Source organism: Sphingomonas sp. Ant20 (assembly GCF_000783375.1).
Classification (GTDB): Bacteria; Pseudomonadota; Alphaproteobacteria; order Sphingomonadales; family Sphingomonadaceae; genus Sphingomonas; species Sphingomonas aerolata.
The window spans coordinates 78,162-94,216 of the sequence record NZ_JRVI01000046.1; the positions used below are offsets into that span (position 1 = coordinate 78,162).

Sequence of the window (16,055 nt, forward strand, 5' to 3'; positions counted from 1 at the left end):
CCGGCGCGCGGCGGGAAGACGATAAATGGGTTATGTGCCGTTCATGCCGTTGCTGTGGCGACGTCAAATTGCGAGCACCTTTTACGGCTACAGAGCGGCTGATCGGCATTTGCCGACACGAGGGAAAATATGGACGGCGGATCAGGTCTGACTGTTGCGGTAATCATCACCGCGATCATTGGCATCTTCACCCTGATCATCAATCGCGGCATGAAGGTCTCCGAGTTCCGGCAGGCTTGGATCAACGACCAGCGCGCCGACTTAGCGAAATGGGGCGCTGCAGCGCTTACTCTTGCACGTCAAAATAGCTCGGTGACGCGTGCTGCTGACTTTACCACACTGGAGGAGACGGCTTATCGCATTCGGCTCCGTGAGAACCCAACGAAACCTGAGTGGGCCGATGTCCTGACCAAGATGGATTCAGTTCGCACCAACCTGATCGACAACCCAACGACGGCGATTGAGATCTTTCCGGATGTGAAAGCCATCGCGGATGACGCGCAGGTGCGTCTGAAAAGAGATTGGAACAAAGTACGTAACGGCGAGGTCGGCTACAAGGTGCTTTGTTTCCTGTTCCCAGCGCTATTCGGCGTCCTACTTGTCATGACCGTCTGGGCCTTTCGACCCGACCTTAACCCATTCGGGCATGAGCCAGCCAAGCCGGTCGAACAGCATCTGACCGGAAGCGTCCGTCTGATCGAACCAGAAAAAACCGTGACGCCCGTGAAAGCGGTACCGTCAAACCCAACCGAGATTCACAGGCAGCGAGGCTAAGCCTCATCGCCATACCTGCAGGAGAAGAGCTTTGTCGGAGATCTTCAAGTTTGCCTATACCCGGGAACTCTTCGATCTCGCTCCCGAGAAGCACCGCGTAGGATTCCTGCCCTTCGGTCAGCTGTGGAATGACAGCAACATTCTATCGCGCCAGCTCCTGACGGCGAGGACGAAACCCCCCGAAGGCAGGTCGGATCCCGACATGCATGGGCAGATCGCCACCGAATTCCTCAACCTCCGCTTGCTCGCTAGCCGGCTCTCGGAAGGATATGAGCTGTTGAAGGAGTTGGGCAAGTTTCTGCCATCGTGGAAAGACGATCTACCTTCGGAGGCTGTTTCGGCGGTCAAGAATGTGCGGACGTATTTCAATAAGTCACAGGCACCGCTGCGCCTACTGCGCAATAAACTCGGCTTTCATCAAGACATTGATCTGGCAACAGAGTCTGTCGACGGCATCGCGGATGAAGAGCTGATTGACTATCGCGGACGATTTTACGCGACCACATTGTTCATGAGCGCTGAGGTGCTGCATTTGCGCGCGCTGGCGATCCTGTTCGAAGTTCAGTCGAGCAAGGAAGCGCTGGCGATCCTGGCTGCGGATGCCCTGAGGATGCTCGGCGAATTCTACGAGGTCTGCCAAGGCTATCACGAGTGGTTCATGGAAACCCACATTCTACCGACTCATAGCATGGCGCACGGCGAGAAGATTTCCTTGGCAGCCGCGCCAGCCTTCGACGCAATCGTTACGCCATTCTTTGTCAATTTCGAGAAGCTAAAACAGCAGGTAGACGCCCGTGCCGCAAATGCTGCTAACGCATTGACTTAACACAAGATTTATTATCGGGCTGTGTTATTGATGCCCATCTTATGAGCTGGCTGCTCTTAGGCGCTAGAGTTTACTGGTAACGAACTTTGTTCGCTTGGAGCGAACTAAAGTGCGACTGCGCAAACCGACCGCCGTCCCGTTGAACGATTGGAAAGATAACGAAAATTCGTGATCCAGTCAAGAATGCGAGATGACCGCATATTAACGAATTGGGAGGGATGAGGGAGATCTTTATAGAATGAATGGCGTCGTGTGGGCCGGCTTATAAGAAACTCTCGCCCGCGTGCTCTCGAAACCGCTCATGATCGCGCACATATTCCGCGACCATTTCCAGAGAAGAATGTCGGCTGTGCTCTTTCATCTTGAACAAATTGGCGTTCTGGCGACCTGCCTCGGTCAGGAAACCGGCGCGGAGCGAGTGGCCTGAGAATAGTTCGGGCGGGTACCTGCCGCGACCGCGGCGGCCTTCACTACCAGCGCCACACCCTGAGCGCTCATAGGTTTGTCGGTCAGTCGTCCCTGCGGCGTAAGCTTACGAAATACGGCACCGCTGGTGATCCCGGCCGTTGCTAACCACGCGCGATAATGCCGCACCGGCTCAAGCCGCCGCCCGTCGGGAATCGCAACGGTATGGCCCTTGCCCTCCTGATCGGTTTTAGACGCCGCTATCCGCACAAGCAGTCCGCGACCGTCCTCGCTGACGCGCCCGACCGTGATCGCCACGAGTTCGGAACGCCGGAATGCGCCGGCCATGCCGATTGCCAGTAGCGCGCGGTCGCGGTGGCTCCGCAGATCCTCCCCAACGATGGCACGCACCATGTCGCGCAGCACATCGCCGTCGCAGGTCGCTTCTTGCCGGGCATCTCGCCGCGCTTGTCCTTGCGGATGCCGCGCATCGCGCGCTCGAGGCGAGCCGCGTCTGGCTGCGAGGTCGGCGGCTCGACGTCGGCGGCTCGGTGCGCGAATACGATTGCGGCTAGCCGCCGACCGATCGTTGCACGGCCGAGCGGCACCGGCTCCTTGCGCGGCAGTACCACCCCGCGCTTCGTCCGGCGGAGTTCCTGCGGACTGAACCCGCTCTCGGCAAGCAGCGTCAGGAACGCGGCGACCGTCGCCGGCGTCGCGGGAAGCGGGCGATAGCCGCTCTCTTGGCACCACGCGCAGAACAGTCGCCAGTCCGACTTGTAGGCGCGCAGGGTCGCGTCGGCGGACGCCCGGCGGACATAGTCGTCGACGCGCTCGCGATCGTGGGGCGCAAGCTGCGGGAGATAGGGTTCGAGCGACTGGACCTGATCAACGACGACCAGCGCGTCAGCCACGATCGCGTCCAGGTCCGCGCGGTCGACGCGGGCCGCATCATCGATGTCATCATCGGGCAAGCCGACCTCCTACGCCGCACGTTCATCCAACCGGCCGTGAGCGAGACCGCCCGGAGTCTATGAAACGGGCTAACCGATCACCGAAATCTGCGCCAGCATGTAATTAGCGGGAATCAGCGTTATCGCTATTTACACGGCGTGGTATGGGACGGGCGGAGTGAAAAACGGAGAATGAGTTTTGCGACACGGTTCGGCGCAAGAGCTGACGCGTTTCTTTGTCGATCTGCATCGATCGTATAGGTCCAAGAACATCCTCAAACGTGCGGAGACGGTCTACAATGGGAAGTGTCGATCTAATTGAGATGCGAACGAAGATCCGCTCGATGACGTTTGAACGTGGCACCCCGGATCAAATCACACTTTGGCGCGACGATCTGGCCGAAGCGCGCGCGAACCTCGTCATCGAGGGGCTTGCACCGACACTAGATGATGATGAGATGTTCGCAATGATGCTTGAAGAGGGCGTTCCACCACGATTGATGCCAACCCTTATACTTCAAATTTACCGGCAGGACGGTCGCGGATGAACTCTTGCGTTATCGGACGCAAGAATGAAGTCAGCTTTGGCAAAAACTTCTAGGCGTCTACAACGGGCGACTGGGTTGCATTTATTTCACGCCCATTCCTATCCAACTCGCCTGCGATCGCTGTCAGAGTGCTGCTTCTGCCCGTGACTGCCATTTGGCACCTTTTGGCGGTTACGTTCAAGGCCGGTTGATCGCGCCGGTCGATAAGTCCGTCGTGTCGCGCACTGCTCGATCAAGAAGCCAAGATCGTGCGCGTAAAGGTTAGAGAGGCGCTGACACGTGCTCGTCCTGGTGGCGCGATATAGCCTTATTTGCGATGCTGATCAGTCTCGAATGGTCGTCGAAAGCACGAACTCGCGGCCTTTCGGCTGACCATTCTTGAGTGGAATCTCGCGTATGAGCTTCCCGATTCGTGCTTTAGACGACCGATCACCACCGCAGGCCGTCGGCACAACGTTGCCGCTCGCGCGGATGTCCGACGTCGCGCGACGATTATTGAGGGATCGCTATAGCCCACACGATAGCTCAGATCTGCTAAAACCTTCCGGGGAAGCGGACAGGCCCACTAACCCGCCGCGGGTAAGGTGTGTCTAGATGCTGTAGGAAAAAAGCGAGTCTGCCGCGCCGGTGCCGGTAAATTGAAATCCGGGTAGAGGAGGTGTGCCACGTGGCACACCTATCTTCCGCGGTCGTGTCCCCGCTGGTGGTGTAGCTCAGCGGTAGTGAAGCTGACCGGCCGCGCGCATCCCCGAGCGCTGTAGCGGCCGGTCAGGTTCACGGGTGGCCATCGAAGATCTTCGGATAGGTTGGGGTTGCGAAACTCAACTAACGGAGACCTTCGATGACCGATGATACGATGAACCTGCAGGCGCTGGTGGGAAAGAGCGCGGATGCAGATTTCCTGCGCGAGATGATCGGCTTTGCCGCGCAGCGGCTCATGGACCTGGAGGTCGGCAACCTGACCGGCGCGGGTTATGGCGAGAAGAGCAGTGACCGCCTCGCGCAACGTAACGGTTACCGCGAGCGGGACTGGGAGACGCGGGCCGGCACCGTTGAATTGCGCATCCCCAAGCTGAGGACGGGCAGCTACTTTCCCGCCTTCTTGGAGCCCCGGCGCCTTTCAGAAAAAGCGCTGACCGCGGTGGTCCAAGAGGCGTACATCCAGGGCATCTCGACCCGTTCGGTCGACGACCTGGTGAAGGCCATGGGTATGAGCGGCATCTCGAAGAGCCAGGTGAGCCGGCTTTGCGAGGAGATCGACGTCCGCGTGAAAGCGTTTCTTGACCGGCCTATCGAGGGCGACTGGCCGTATGTCTGGGTCGACGCCACCTATCTGAAGGTCCGTCGGGCCGGTCGCATCGTCTCGGTCGCGGTCACCATCGCGGTCGGCGTGAACGGTGACGGCAGGCGCGAGGTGCTCGGCATGGCGATCGGTGCGTCGGAGGCCGAGACGTTCTGGACAGACTTCCTCCGCGGCCTCGCACGGCGGGGCCTACGCGGCGTGAAACTCATCATCTCGGATGCCCACGAGGGCATCAAAGCTGCCGTCTCACGCGTGTTCAGCGCCACGTGGCAGCGGTGCCGCGTACATTTCGCGCGCAACGCTACGGCCCATGCCGGCAAGAGCGGGCGGCGCGTCGTCTCGGCCTTCATCGCCACCGCGTACGCACAAGAGACGCCCGAAGCCGCCAAGGGTCAGTGGCGCAAGGTCGCCGATCAGCTCAGGCCCAATGTCCCCAAGCTCGCGAAGCTCATGGACACTGCCGAGGAGGACGTGCTCGCGTACATGTCGTTCCCGCCACAGCATCGCACCAAACTACATTCGACCAATCCACTTGAGCGCCTCAACGGCGAGATCAAGCGGCGCACCAATGTCGTCGGCATCTTCCCCAACGAGGATGCCATCACCCGGCTGGTCGGGGCCATTCTGCTCGAGCAAAATGATGAGTGGGCGGTTCAGCGGGGGCGCTACATGACACTGGAAAGCGTGACGCAATTGAGCGATGATCCCACCGTCACGTTGTCGTCCATGGCGGCGTGATCGACCCGGCCATGTCCGGAGATCAAAGCGGCTACGCCGCTGAAGCTACACCACGCGGTGGGACACGATCGACGCTGCTTCATCCCCACACTCCTTCTCCTCAAAGAATGAAGTGTTGCGACCACCCGTTGAACCCACCGGCGCTTCCGGTCCGTCCGCTTTCCAGACGAATACCGCCCTCCCCGTCCGCCTTCCTGCCGCCTCGCCTCTATATACTTAATTTCCCGCCGGTGCGTTTCAGGTATACGCTACGCGCTCTCGCCCCTTTGAGAGGCGGTTTCGATTAGGAGATCACCCATCGGATTGCGTGATAATGGGCACTCGAGTCCGCTTAAGGTTCTAGCCAAAGAGCACCATACGGCACCTACTCAAGCGGCACTGTCGACGCTTCGTCTCGCGGGTCACGAAGTGCCCTCCCCATTGCCGCCAGTCCCACAAACGATGCTGAAACGGGAAAGCTCCTACGGCATGGCTGCTAGGCTTCGCGCACCCTCCATGTCCCTGGGCCGGCCAAAAGCGGTGAGCATAGCTTGTAGCTCCATCCGTTCGGCAACAAAGACGGCCACACCTTCGACCATGATGGATTGTCGCGTCACCGGTCGCATCGGCAACCACGCTTCACCGGATCGATGGTGGAAGTCTTCCATGAACTCGACCGGTAACGCCGTCTCCGACCGGCTGGCAGCTACGAGCATCGAGCGCGAGCAGCCTAACCTCGTCAAGGCGCATGCGGAGGTGATGCGTCAGCAGCGTGTCGAGCAGATCGTGCAGGCCAAGCGGACGGCACAGGCGGCAGCGGCACGGGCCGAACGGATCGCGCAGTTCGAGAAGGCCGAACGGGCGCAAGGCGAGCGGCTAGTCAAGGAACGCGAGAAGATCAGGGAGCAGCGCGAGCGCGACGATCGCGGCCGGGGGCGGTAAACCGACCATGCCAGAAGCCGGTCTACCGCGGCATTACCAGTAAATCTAAAGTAGGCTATATTTGCAAGAACGCAAATAAATATTGCCAATCTATAACTATATGGTGACAAACTAGATAATGGGGCGAATACAATCCTTAAAAACTGCCTGTTGTACAGTTAGGCACGTTTGTATATCCCTCCCCTGATCCATGCACCCGTTAAAATAGGTATTTGCGATACCTTGGCAGCGAATAGTATTATTACTTTGCGCATGGACTGCGGAGATCGGTACAAACAACGCAACGATAGCGGCAAACACAAAATTATTTATGTGACCCTCCTGTAACAGAGGCATAGAATCCTTATAAATTGACATTAGTCAATTGTTATTTGTGTTAAATCACGTTGTGACGACACAACCGATAATTTCATAAAAACGACTTAGAATCAACCATTTAACCCGGATATTGGGCGTAAAAACTATTCACATAGTAACATTAGCGGCGAGGAGTTGTATTTAGCAAAATAGACTTTATTTTTTACGCAAACTCTTTTATATTTTATTGATCAAAATATGAGAATTTGTAAAATGCATTCAAGTATAATCTTAATTAAAAATATTAAGCATAATTGTAGCTGCCACCCCACAGACTGCTGAATTAACTGATAAAAAAAGAAAGTAGTCAAGAAATAGTTGTAAAAGCAAATACCGGTATACGGCATAAAAATATACCTAATATGGTAGAGTCAATAACAAATGGCATAAGCATAGATAAACCTATAGCAAGATTTGTAGATCCAGTCTGTTTTGAGGTTTATGGTCTGCAAGATAATGCTAATGTAGTGATCAATAATAGAATTTCTAATAATGCTAGAAAAGTTGGAATAAAGGTTATTGGCTCAAGATGTCCTGCAAAGGTTTTCATTCTTTTTGTTGAGGACGATCATAAAGAGCTAATTCGGTTATGGGAAAAAAAGGCCGCACCTTTTTGGATCTATGAGTTTATTGGATATTAAAAACGACTTTACACGAACCCGAGCCAGTCCATTCGATTTTGAGAATATCCTCAAGAAACAAGGACGGTATGCCTATTGTTGATAAAGTTCTTAATACATATAGTGTATCACAAATAGATCTACCTACTATTTTGGCAATAGAATCCTCAGTTATTATTATAAATCGCAATAGTATAGTAGGAATGAGTTTGATACAGATTGCTGATTATTTAACAATGAGAGGCCTACTAAATTCTAGAGCGTCAAGAGAAATTACAAATGATAGTATATTAGGAATATTTAATGTCAATTCAGAAGATAAGCCATCAGAAATGACATATTTTGATCGGGAGTATATTAAGGGAGTGTATTCAGGAAGCGGCAATACAAAAAAGCACTCTAAAGTTAGGGCAAATATCAAGAAATATATCAAAAGGTTATAAAGCAAATACCGTTAATAATAAGTAAAGATCAACCAATAGACACATACTGGCGCAAGTTCAGTAATATAGAATATATTAAATTAGTGACTCTGCGCATTACCTAAACACAGATTCAGGGTACGAATCGTTTTGGCCTGAAAGCGCTCAATGTCAGCCGGACGTCGCCAATAAAGGTTTTCAACGTCTGGAGGTGCGGCCGGACATCCTGAGGAAAGGCGTCGGCGATGCCTGTCGGCCCCACAAGCTGCACATGAATATGTTCTCAACCTTGGTTGCCAATCCAACCTTATGCGCGAGTAAGCTCGGCCTGCAAATGACCGATGACATTCCCTTCCCGATTGGGAACGTCTGGCGGGAATCTCGCCGCCTCGATCGCGCTGACGGACGCCTGTGGGTTTCGCTTTCCCAAACGTATGGCTCGCCCCGTTTGCAAGAGGATTTTACGGTGTTCTGAGTAGTCTGCGTCAACGTATACGGTCTCGTGAGCATGCTCACGGCCAAGATGGACATCCGCGCGTTTGGGGCCGCCATAATCTGTCAGGCATCGAGTGCCATTTTGGGAACCGGGCTTTCCAAACGCCGATCGACTCTCAGGCCATCTTTACGATCCTTCCTGCAAACCTCGTTGGGCCACGCGCGTTGGTGCGCGGCCGAGCTGTTTACGCCGCTAACGGGTAGCCGCGGTCGAAGTCGGTTTCCTTGCGCAAAGTTGCCCAGGCGATGCGCGCCAGCTTATTCGCTAGTGCGACAAGCACGACATTGCGGTGAGAACCGCGCTCGATCATCGCTTTAAGCCACCGGCCGAGCGGCGTGTCGCTCTGCGACAGCGAGGGCAGTGCTGCCCGGGCACCGTGGATAAGCAACGTGCGCAGATAGGTGTTGCCGCGCTTGGATATCCCGAGAAGCCGAGGCTTGCCGCCAGTGGTGTGCTGTCGGGGAACGAGGCCGAGCCAGGCGGCCAGATCCCGGGCTTTAGCAAAGCTGCTGGCATCACCTACCGCCGCGACCAGAGCAGTTGCATTCAGAACCCCGATGCCGGGGATCGAGGTCAACCGTCGCGTGGCGGGATCATTGCGCGCGAGTGCAACGAATTCTCCGTTTAGCGTTTCGATCTTTTCGTCGAGCTTCTTCCATTCGTCCCGCAGTTCGCCGACGAGTTGGTGTAGCCGTGTCGACAGCACCTCACCCTTGTCGGCGATTACGTCATCGATGCCGAGTTCCAGCTTGCGCCGTCCGACGGGGAAGATGATCCCGCGCTCCAGCAGGATCGCACGCAACTGGTTGATGAGGTTCGTTCGTTCGGCCACGAGCCGCGACCGCACGCGATGCAGCGTCTGGATGTCGAGCTGCTCTTGCGATTTGAGTTCGACGAAGCGCATCGTCGGGCGTGACGCTGCCTCCGCGATCCCCTCGGCATCCCGGTCGTCGTTCTTCTGTGCCTTGACGTACGGGCGCACATATTCCGGCGACATCAGCCGGATTTCATGACCTCCCGTTTTGAACAGGCGACCGAGGTGATGTGCTCCACAGCAAGCTTCCATCGCGATCACGCAGGCTGGAAGCTTGGCTACATAGTCGATGAGAGACTGACGCCGCATCGACCGGCGAACGATGACGGCTCCGGCAGCGTCGACACCGACTACACTGCAGGCGTTCTTGCCCAGATCAACACCAAGGATAACAATAGACATTTGCCCACTCCCTTCCTTTCAGATGCCGACACCATATCCGATGTCGGTTGATTAGGGCGAGCCATCCCATAATCTGTTCCCGATTTAAGATTCTCGAAATTGCCAATTTCGATGGGAAAACGGGAAAGATGCTGATTGGCTATGCGCGCGTTTCAACGGCCGATCAGGACTTGGCGCTGCAAACCGACGCCCTGAACAAAGCCGGGTGCGAAAAGCTGTTCACCGATAAGGCGAGTGGCGCGAAAGCCGATCGGCCGGGGATGATGGAAGCCCTGCGCTTCGCGCGTGCCGGCGATTGCATCGTAGTCTGGAAACTCGACCGCCTCGGCCGCTCGATCCAGGGCCTTATTACGCTGGCTGCGGACCTGTCGGCACGGAAGATCGACTTTCGATCACTCACAGACGGTTTCGACACGTCCACGGCCTCGGGACGGCTACTGTTCCATATTCTCGCCTCCGTAGCCGAAATGGAGCGCGAGTTGATAAAGGAGCGGACGATCGCCGGTTTGGCTGCGGCTCGGAAGAAGGGTGGTATCGGTAGTGGCCGGAAATCGGCGCTGACGCCGGACAAGGTAGATACGGCACGCAAGCTCCTGGCGGCGGGAGACAAGCCCGCCAAGGTCGCGAAGGTGCTACAAGTCGGCCTCTCGACCTTTTACCGTCATTTTCCTGCGAGTGAGAGGGCAGACGAAGCGGATGTAGGGTGACATTTACCCCTGACAGAACCGTGCCAATTAGCGCTGATATCTACACACAAGCATCGGTATGCTGTCGCGAAATTTAGCATATTTGCGACAAGGGCACCCTGCGTGCGTGGCGACGGATCAGCGCGAGACCTGAGGCTCCTCTTTAAGATATTTGACGAATTGATCTGTCGACGACCGCAGCGCGCTGGCACTTTGTGACAGCGCGCCTGCGCTTTTATAAACATCCGTCGAGAGCAGCGAAGCCGCGGACACCGCTGATGCCACGGACTGGATACGCCGTCCTATCGTGTCGGCATTTGCCTCGACGTCGGCAGCACTCGCCGCAATCTGCGAGACGTGACTCCGCTGGTCTTCGACTGCCCCAGCGATGTTGGCGGACCCTTCGGCAACCTCACGAACCGTGCTCGCCACGCTCTCGATCCCGGCTGCTGACTCTGCGACCGCAGCCTGGATCCCTTGCAGCAAGGTGCTGACGCTATCGCTTGCGCGCGCTGCATCACTTGCGAGATTTTTTGATCTCGCTGGCCACTACTGCAAACCCGCGTCCGGCCTCACCGGCGCGAGCGGCTTCGATAGTTGCGTTCAGCGCAAGCAGATTGGTGTTGGTGGAGATCGCCTTGATCGTATCGACGAACGAGGCAATGCTCGCGGCCTTGTCGAAGAGCTGCGTGATGGTCTCGACACTTTGGCGGCCTTCAAGATCAGCTGCTTTCGTTGAGCTGCGCTGCTGTTGAGAGGTAGCTGCGATCGAGCTGATCGACCCGCCCAGGCTGCGGATTGAGTCACCGACTTTGCGGATTTCACCGCTTGCCTCTGCTGCACTCGATGCAACATCATCTGCTTCGCGGCGGGCGTTTCCTGCGATGTTGCTGAGACTGGTGGACGAGTTCGCCATGTCCGAGGCGGCGGTTTCGAGCGATTTGACAACGTTCGAAACAGTGCGATCAAACTCATTCGCAAGAATATGCATCTCGGCACGGCGCTCGACGACAAAACGCTGTTCTGCGGCCTGGCGATGGGCACGCTCCTCAGCCCTGCCCCTTGAGGCTGCTTCAGCCGCGGAGAGCGCGTTTGCGGCCTGTTCGATCAGTCGCTTGCTTTCCGCGACCGCTTCATCCTGACGCGTCAGGAGTATCGTGAGGCGGTGCGCGATGGCACCAAGGGCCCAGCACTGCAGGATGACGGCGACCGCGTGGATAACGATCCGACCGATATTGCCGGACCCGCTAAACACCCATGCGGGTGCGATCAACTCGAACAGAAGATGGTGTAGAGCAATCATCGCGGAGGCGACGGCGAGCGACTTCCAGTCGCACAGCACTGTCAGCCCCGCGAGCGCCACGAAGAAGTACATGTGGCCATCCATCTGCCAGGGATGCCCTTGGAGGGCATAGACCAGCAGCGCGGGCATGATGGCGGCGAGTGTGCTGACGATCGCCCGCGCTTCGGTATCGTAACGCGCTCGCAGGGCCATGGCAGTGGGCGCCAGATTGACGAAAACCCCGACAGCCAGCAGCGGTAGTGACGTCCCACTATCCACCCAGAGGCTGGTAGTGATGATGACGGCAAGCGAAACCCAGCCGGAAATTGCGATGCCAATGATGCCACGTAGGCGCAGCCGGTCGACCGTGCTTGTGGGCCGACCCTGAGCAATGCTCGATGAACGAAACGCCAGTCGCAGCGCCGACAACCGGCCTTTCGCCAGCCGTGGCATCATGAATTTACACCCGCCTGGTTGGTCTGGCCGCAGCCAGCGGATGGCGCTGCCATCATTAGTATCTGCTGGTTCCATGCTGCATCGCTAGGTCAGCGCGTCTACCATCCACGATGACTGATCCGCGCACCGGACCGACGCCGATCAATAAGGCACCGCCACCTAATGCTAGGCGAACCGCTTCGCCCTTATCGCCCGACCAGAGCGGCACCAGAAGCAGACGCCTGAATTTGGTGGCCAAAAAGCCGAGAACCGCCAGCGCTATCGCAACAGCGCAGCATTGCATCGATAGGAGACGAGGTCGGGCGTAGCCGGGGCGCATTTGCAATCGATACGCCATATATAGTTAATAAATCTCAAAGGGTTCTAGTTTGTAGATCCGTCCTGGCTGCGGTCCGGTCGCGTGTTGCTGCACAATAACAAGGTCGCCGGCCTAGTCGCAGATGTACCAGACGATATCGAAGCTGCCGCCCAGTTCGGCCGAGCTACGCGGCCTTTCGCTTGATTTTTGCAAATTCACTGAACAACGCACGAGTATTCGGATCAGGCACTTGCGCGACCATCTTAGCTACCAGAACCCCGAGAGAGTCGTCGTCAGCTATAAGATCAACCTTCTGGCTTGCCATCTCCCAGCTTCCAAACTGCCTTGACCAGACCTCGCGTAGCGAAAGCTTCACGGACGCGCGGTGACGCGTGTCGAGCTTGATACGTTCGTAGGCCTTGTCGACCGCCGTACCTGGTCCCTCAAGAGCCTGAAGAAAACGCCGGCCGTCGTAGATAAGTAACCCGGTAAGGTCATCGCGAGCGTTGTTTAGCCTTGAAATGGCAAGGATGCTGTCGATGTCAGTTGATGTGACATTTAAAGCTGCCGAGCTGATGTAAATTAGCTGGTGCATAGGTAGGGAGGGCCTTTAAGCCAGTCGTCGATCGTGGTCATTTTCCTGCCCAGCTAAGGCAGCAGGCGTTTAGATGGACTTAACATTCGGAGGCGATCTGACGATCGCGGTCGTACAATCGTAGGGACCGGCATCCGGATGCTGGCATGCCGGCGCCTTTATGCCGACGCAGATGGCACCCGCCTGAGGCGCCGCGCGCCTAGCTCTGTTTCAAACCTCGGGCCTGCCCGCAGCCGATCCCGGCTTTTTCAACACAATCGCCCAATTTCGGCCATTCCGCTTACGCCAAAACACAGACGCGCAGGCCGCAGCCTTGATGGTAGCTTACATGGCTATAGGTGAGAAATGCGCCGACCGATGCTGATCAAGGGCGGACCCGCTCACATCTGCTGCGGATCATCAGGGTTCTCATCTATCGATCCTGAATAGAAGGCCGACGGCAGGGCTGAAGCAGAGCACCACGGTAAGAACCACCACGAACGTTAGAAGAAAGTTGGTCGTAAATGCACCAGCCGAAGGGTAAACCAGCCTCCTCAGAATCCCGCAGACCAGCCATATCGGTGCGGCGAATAATGAAGCGATCAATAGCACCCGCCCTAGACTGGCCAGAATATGCGTTTCAGCACAACCGATTGAGGGATCGCACGTACCCAACAGACTGCCCAGCAGTACAATACTGCCGATGCCAGATGCAAGAAGCCCAACCGTAAGACAGCCAAACGGCCAAGCCTTTCGTATGTGGGGAAAGAGTGGATCTTCGCTCATGCTGCGACCCTAGTAACAATCGTAAGCCCTTTAAAGTAGCCGCTTCTGGATCTGCTACGCTGCTGCAGTACGCGGACCGTCCGCTCTCCATCTGTGGACGCCCCTTCGGTTGCAAGCGGCTTATTGAGGGTCTGACACGTAATCGGATGCTGCCATCTGTCCGGCCTGTGATGCGACCAGGTCGCTGGCCCGTATGGGAGTTCGCGGACCGGAACCACATCACCAACAGCGTGCTCATGGCACGGTGGAAAGCCCTGGTTCTTCCGGCCCCGTCTCGCCGACTGTTGTGCCATACCCTCCTTCGACCGACTGCGCCCTCCGACGCCTCTGGCCCGCCTCGGCTTATGCCGCGACTGCGACCGGAGCTCTGTAATCCTCTCGCTTCATCAGCAACGCCCACACGGTGCGCGCCATCTTGTTGGCGAGGGCAACCGTGACCAGCATGCGTGGTTTCCGGGCAAGCATGCCCTCGAGCCATGAGCCGGCGGGCGCACCGCGCTTGCTCGCCTGGAGCACGACCGCGCTGGCCCCGATGATGAGCAGCCGCCTCAGGGTTCGTTCGCCCATGCGCGAGATCGCGCCCAGCTTCTGCTTGCCGCCTGTCGACGCCTGCTTCGGCACCAAGCCAAGCCAGGCAGCGAAATCACGCCCCTTGGCGAAGGTCTCGGCCGCGGGCGCTATCGCGGCAATGGCCGTTGCCGTGATCGGTCCAACGCCCGGGATGGTCATCAACCGGCGTGCAACCTCATCCTCGCGAGCGCGACGCGTGATCTCCGGTTGTGCAACATGAGGTATGGAAATTGGCGCGGGGCGTGATCAGCCATTCCGGCATTCCCATTTGATATAGGCCTTGGTGTCGGAGGCCCATGTTTCGTCGATCTCGACGAGAACGGCGGAGATGAGGCGCAGGAGCGCCTGGTCGTTGGGGAAGACCCGGACCTTGACGGTGCGCCGCTTGAGTTCTTGCTGGACGGCGCGCTCGATGAGGTTGGAGGTGCGCAGGCGTCGGCGATGATGCTCAGGCAGCGTGAATACAGCCAAACCTTCGGGAACGGCGTTTTCCACCCAGGCCGCGAGGCTCGGGGCCGTGTCGCGGTAGCCGGCAACGAGCTCGTCGAGCGCGACCTGAGCTTTGGCGAGCGTCGCTGCATTCCAGACGCTGCGCAGCTCGGCACCGATACGCTCGCGGATGGCGGTGTTGGGGGCATGGTGGACGGCGTTTGCGGCGAGGTGGAACTGGCAGCGCTGCAGGTAGCGGCACCGAGCACGGCGCGGCGAGCGGCACGCAGGCCGGCATGATCGTCGGAGACGATGAACTCGACGCCGCGCATGCCGCGTGCGACCAAGTCGTCAAGAAAGCCACGCCAGTGGACCTCGGCTTCCGACAGAGCGACGCTGACGCCTAGCACCCGGCGCCGTTCGTCGGAGCCGATGCCGATCGCCGAGAGGACGGCTGCGTCGCGCACGACGCCGCCTGCGCGCATCTTCTCATACCGGGCGTCGAGGATCAGGTAGCGGATCTCACCGAGCGGGCGGTTGCGCCATGCCTCCAGCTCCTCGTCGAGCAAAGCCGCGGCGCGGCTGACCTGGGATGAAGACAGGTTCTCAATGCCGAATTCGCGCAGCACTGCCTCGGCCTGCCGGGTCGAGACGCCCTTCACGTACATCTCTGCGACCGCCAGCATCACCGCGCGTACCGAACGACAGCCGCGCTCCAGCGACTGTGGGAAAAACGGCTCGGCGCCGTGGCCGGCAGTCTTGGGCACCGCCACGTTCACCGTGCCCGCCGGCGTATCGATCCGCTTGGACTTGTAGCCATTGGCATAGCCCCGCCGGCCGGTCGTGCGTTCGTAGTGCCCCGCGCCCAGGAAGCGCTCGCGCTCGATCCGCATCGCCATCTCGAAGGTGCGCGCGAACACCGCGGCGATGCCCTCGGGGCCGTGTTCAATCAGCTGTTCCAGTACTGCCTCGATCGCCGTATCATGCTTGCTGTCCATTCGGTCTCTCCACGGTTGTGTTGCAACTCCATGGAATGCCGAAGATGGGCAGCTGGTGCCGGGGCATGCCCCGGCACCAGCTTACAAATCCCGACCCGATCGAATTTCCAGGCCTCGCGTTACACAACCGTCGGCAACGGAAAAACGGGAAAGATTGCGCTTAACGAATGGCCGTTATCGGGAGCCCAGGTTGCCCGCTTGAACGTCCGGGTGTGGGCGTTCCCAGTCCATCCGCTCCGACGGCCGAAAGCTGCCGGTCAGCTTCGGGGAAGGGCGATCGCGTTCATAACGGTTGAACGTCGCGACCTGGTGGAGAACAGACGTCCCGCGTTCATTCGGCCGGCATCTGATGTGCCGTTGTCATCGCGACTGGCGCACGTCACCCATGAGGTTGCCT

General features: G+C 57.7%; 14 protein-coding genes and 1 pseudogene. 8 read left to right on the top strand and 7 right to left on the bottom strand.

Translation table 11 applies throughout. The features are described from left to right. The first annotated feature begins 129 nt into the window (after window positions 1-129). Window positions 130-774, top strand: a complete 645-nt coding sequence (locus NI18_RS08090; protein ID WP_037529267.1) for a hypothetical protein — start codon at window positions 130-132, stop codon at window positions 772-774. Window positions 775-805: 31 nt separating this feature from the next. Beyond that, on the top strand, window positions 806-1,600 hold the full coding sequence (locus NI18_RS08095) for a hypothetical protein (protein WP_037529270.1): 795 nt from the start codon (window positions 806-808) through the stop codon (window positions 1,598-1,600). 665 nt (window positions 1,601-2,265) lie between these two features. Here NI18_RS08095 and NI18_RS26685 read toward each other — a convergent pair. Further along, window positions 2,266-2,979 (bottom strand): hypothetical protein, encoded by a 714-nt coding sequence (locus NI18_RS26685; protein WP_306286289.1) that lies wholly within the window; start codon window positions 2,977-2,979, stop codon window positions 2,266-2,268. A 302-nt stretch (window positions 2,980-3,281) separates the two neighbouring features. Here NI18_RS26685 and NI18_RS08105 point away from each other — a divergent pair, with 302 nt between their 5' ends. The 5 genes from NI18_RS08105 (at window position 3,282) to NI18_RS24220 (ending at window position 8,342) form a co-directional block, all read left to right on the top strand. Then, window positions 3,282-3,506: a hypothetical protein gene (locus NI18_RS08105; protein WP_306286290.1), complete on the top strand. Its 225-nt coding sequence runs from the start codon at window positions 3,282-3,284 to the stop codon at window positions 3,504-3,506. Between the two features lie 841 nt (window positions 3,507-4,347). Further along, window positions 4,348-5,547 (top strand): IS256 family transposase, encoded by a 1,200-nt coding sequence (locus NI18_RS08110; protein WP_037529274.1) that lies wholly within the window; start codon window positions 4,348-4,350, stop codon window positions 5,545-5,547. Window positions 5,548-6,192: 645 nt separating this feature from the next. Beyond that, complete coding sequence (locus NI18_RS08120; protein WP_037529276.1) at window positions 6,193-6,468, top strand: hypothetical protein; 276 nt, start codon at window positions 6,193-6,195, stop codon at window positions 6,466-6,468. Window positions 6,469-7,534: 1,066 nt separating this feature from the next. Beyond that, complete coding sequence (locus tag NI18_RS24215; RefSeq protein WP_128082131.1) at window positions 7,535-7,888, top strand: hypothetical protein; 354 nt, start codon at window positions 7,535-7,537, stop codon at window positions 7,886-7,888. A 250-nt stretch (window positions 7,889-8,138) separates the two neighbouring features. Next, window positions 8,139-8,342, top strand: a complete 204-nt coding sequence (locus NI18_RS24220) for a hypothetical protein (protein WP_128082132.1) — start codon at window positions 8,139-8,141, stop codon at window positions 8,340-8,342. Between the two features lie 205 nt (window positions 8,343-8,547). Here NI18_RS24220 and NI18_RS08125 read toward each other — a convergent pair whose 3' ends face one another. Beyond that, window positions 8,548-9,579, bottom strand: a complete 1,032-nt coding sequence (locus NI18_RS08125) for an IS110 family transposase (RefSeq protein ID WP_037529278.1) — start codon at window positions 9,577-9,579, stop codon at window positions 8,548-8,550. A 128-nt stretch (window positions 9,580-9,707) separates the two neighbouring features. Here NI18_RS08125 and NI18_RS08130 point away from each other — a divergent pair, with 128 nt between their 5' ends. Beyond that, window positions 9,708-10,286, top strand: coding sequence for a recombinase family protein (locus NI18_RS08130; protein WP_037529280.1), 579 nt, complete (start codon window positions 9,708-9,710; stop codon window positions 10,284-10,286). A 117-nt stretch (window positions 10,287-10,403) separates the two neighbouring features. Here the strand turns inward: NI18_RS08130 and NI18_RS08135 are convergent, their stop codons facing one another. From NI18_RS08135 to NI18_RS08155, 5 genes and pseudogenes are all read right to left on the bottom strand, one after another. Next, a complete protein-coding gene (locus tag NI18_RS08135; protein WP_128082133.1) occupies window positions 10,404-10,697 on the bottom strand; it encodes a hypothetical protein in 294 nt (97 codons plus the stop codon). Between the two features lie 85 nt (window positions 10,698-10,782). After that, window positions 10,783-12,003, bottom strand: a complete 1,221-nt coding sequence (locus NI18_RS08140; protein ID WP_157840502.1) for a methyl-accepting chemotaxis protein — start codon at window positions 12,001-12,003, stop codon at window positions 10,783-10,785. Between the two features lie 482 nt (window positions 12,004-12,485). Continuing rightward, window positions 12,486-12,896: a BLUF domain-containing protein gene (locus NI18_RS08145; protein ID WP_037529285.1), complete on the bottom strand. Its 411-nt coding sequence runs from the start codon at window positions 12,894-12,896 to the stop codon at window positions 12,486-12,488. A 1,107-nt stretch (window positions 12,897-14,003) separates the two neighbouring features. Beyond that, window positions 14,004-14,435: pseudogene (locus NI18_RS08150) on the bottom strand (IS110 family transposase); the annotation flags it as partial. After that, on the bottom strand, window positions 14,390-15,658 hold the full coding sequence (locus NI18_RS08155) for a transposase (RefSeq protein ID WP_198526968.1): 1,269 nt from the start codon (window positions 15,656-15,658) through the stop codon (window positions 14,390-14,392). The pseudogene NI18_RS08150 and the gene NI18_RS08155, both read right to left, overlap by 46 nt. Window positions 15,659-16,055 lie beyond the last annotated feature (397 nt).

Coding starts and splice junctions, on each gene's coding strand:
- NI18_RS08090 (WP_037529267.1), top strand. CDS start 130: ATGGACGGCGGATCAGGTCTGACTGTTGCGGTAATCATCACCGCGATC.
- NI18_RS08105 (WP_306286290.1), top strand. CDS start 3,282: ATGCGAACGAAGATCCGCTCGATGACGTTTGAACGTGGCACCCCGGAT.
- NI18_RS08110 (WP_037529274.1), top strand. CDS start 4,348: ATGACCGATGATACGATGAACCTGCAGGCGCTGGTGGGAAAGAGCGCG.
- NI18_RS08120 (WP_037529276.1), top strand. CDS start 6,193: ATGAACTCGACCGGTAACGCCGTCTCCGACCGGCTGGCAGCTACGAGC.
- NI18_RS24215 (WP_128082131.1), top strand. CDS start 7,535: ATGCCTATTGTTGATAAAGTTCTTAATACATATAGTGTATCACAAATA.
- NI18_RS24220 (WP_128082132.1), top strand. CDS start 8,139: ATGAATATGTTCTCAACCTTGGTTGCCAATCCAACCTTATGCGCGAGT.
- NI18_RS08125 (WP_037529278.1), bottom strand. CDS start 9,579: ATGTCTATTGTTATCCTTGGTGTTGATCTGGGCAAGAACGCCTGCAGT.
- NI18_RS08130 (WP_037529280.1), top strand. CDS start 9,708: ATGCTGATTGGCTATGCGCGCGTTTCAACGGCCGATCAGGACTTGGCG.
- NI18_RS08140 (WP_157840502.1), bottom strand. CDS start 12,003: ATGATGCCACGGCTGGCGAAAGGCCGGTTGTCGGCGCTGCGACTGGCG.
- NI18_RS08145 (WP_037529285.1), bottom strand. CDS start 12,896: ATGCACCAGCTAATTTACATCAGCTCGGCAGCTTTAAATGTCACATCA.
- NI18_RS08155 (WP_198526968.1), bottom strand. CDS start 15,658: ATGGACAGCAAGCATGATACGGCGATCGAGGCAGTACTGGAACAGCTG.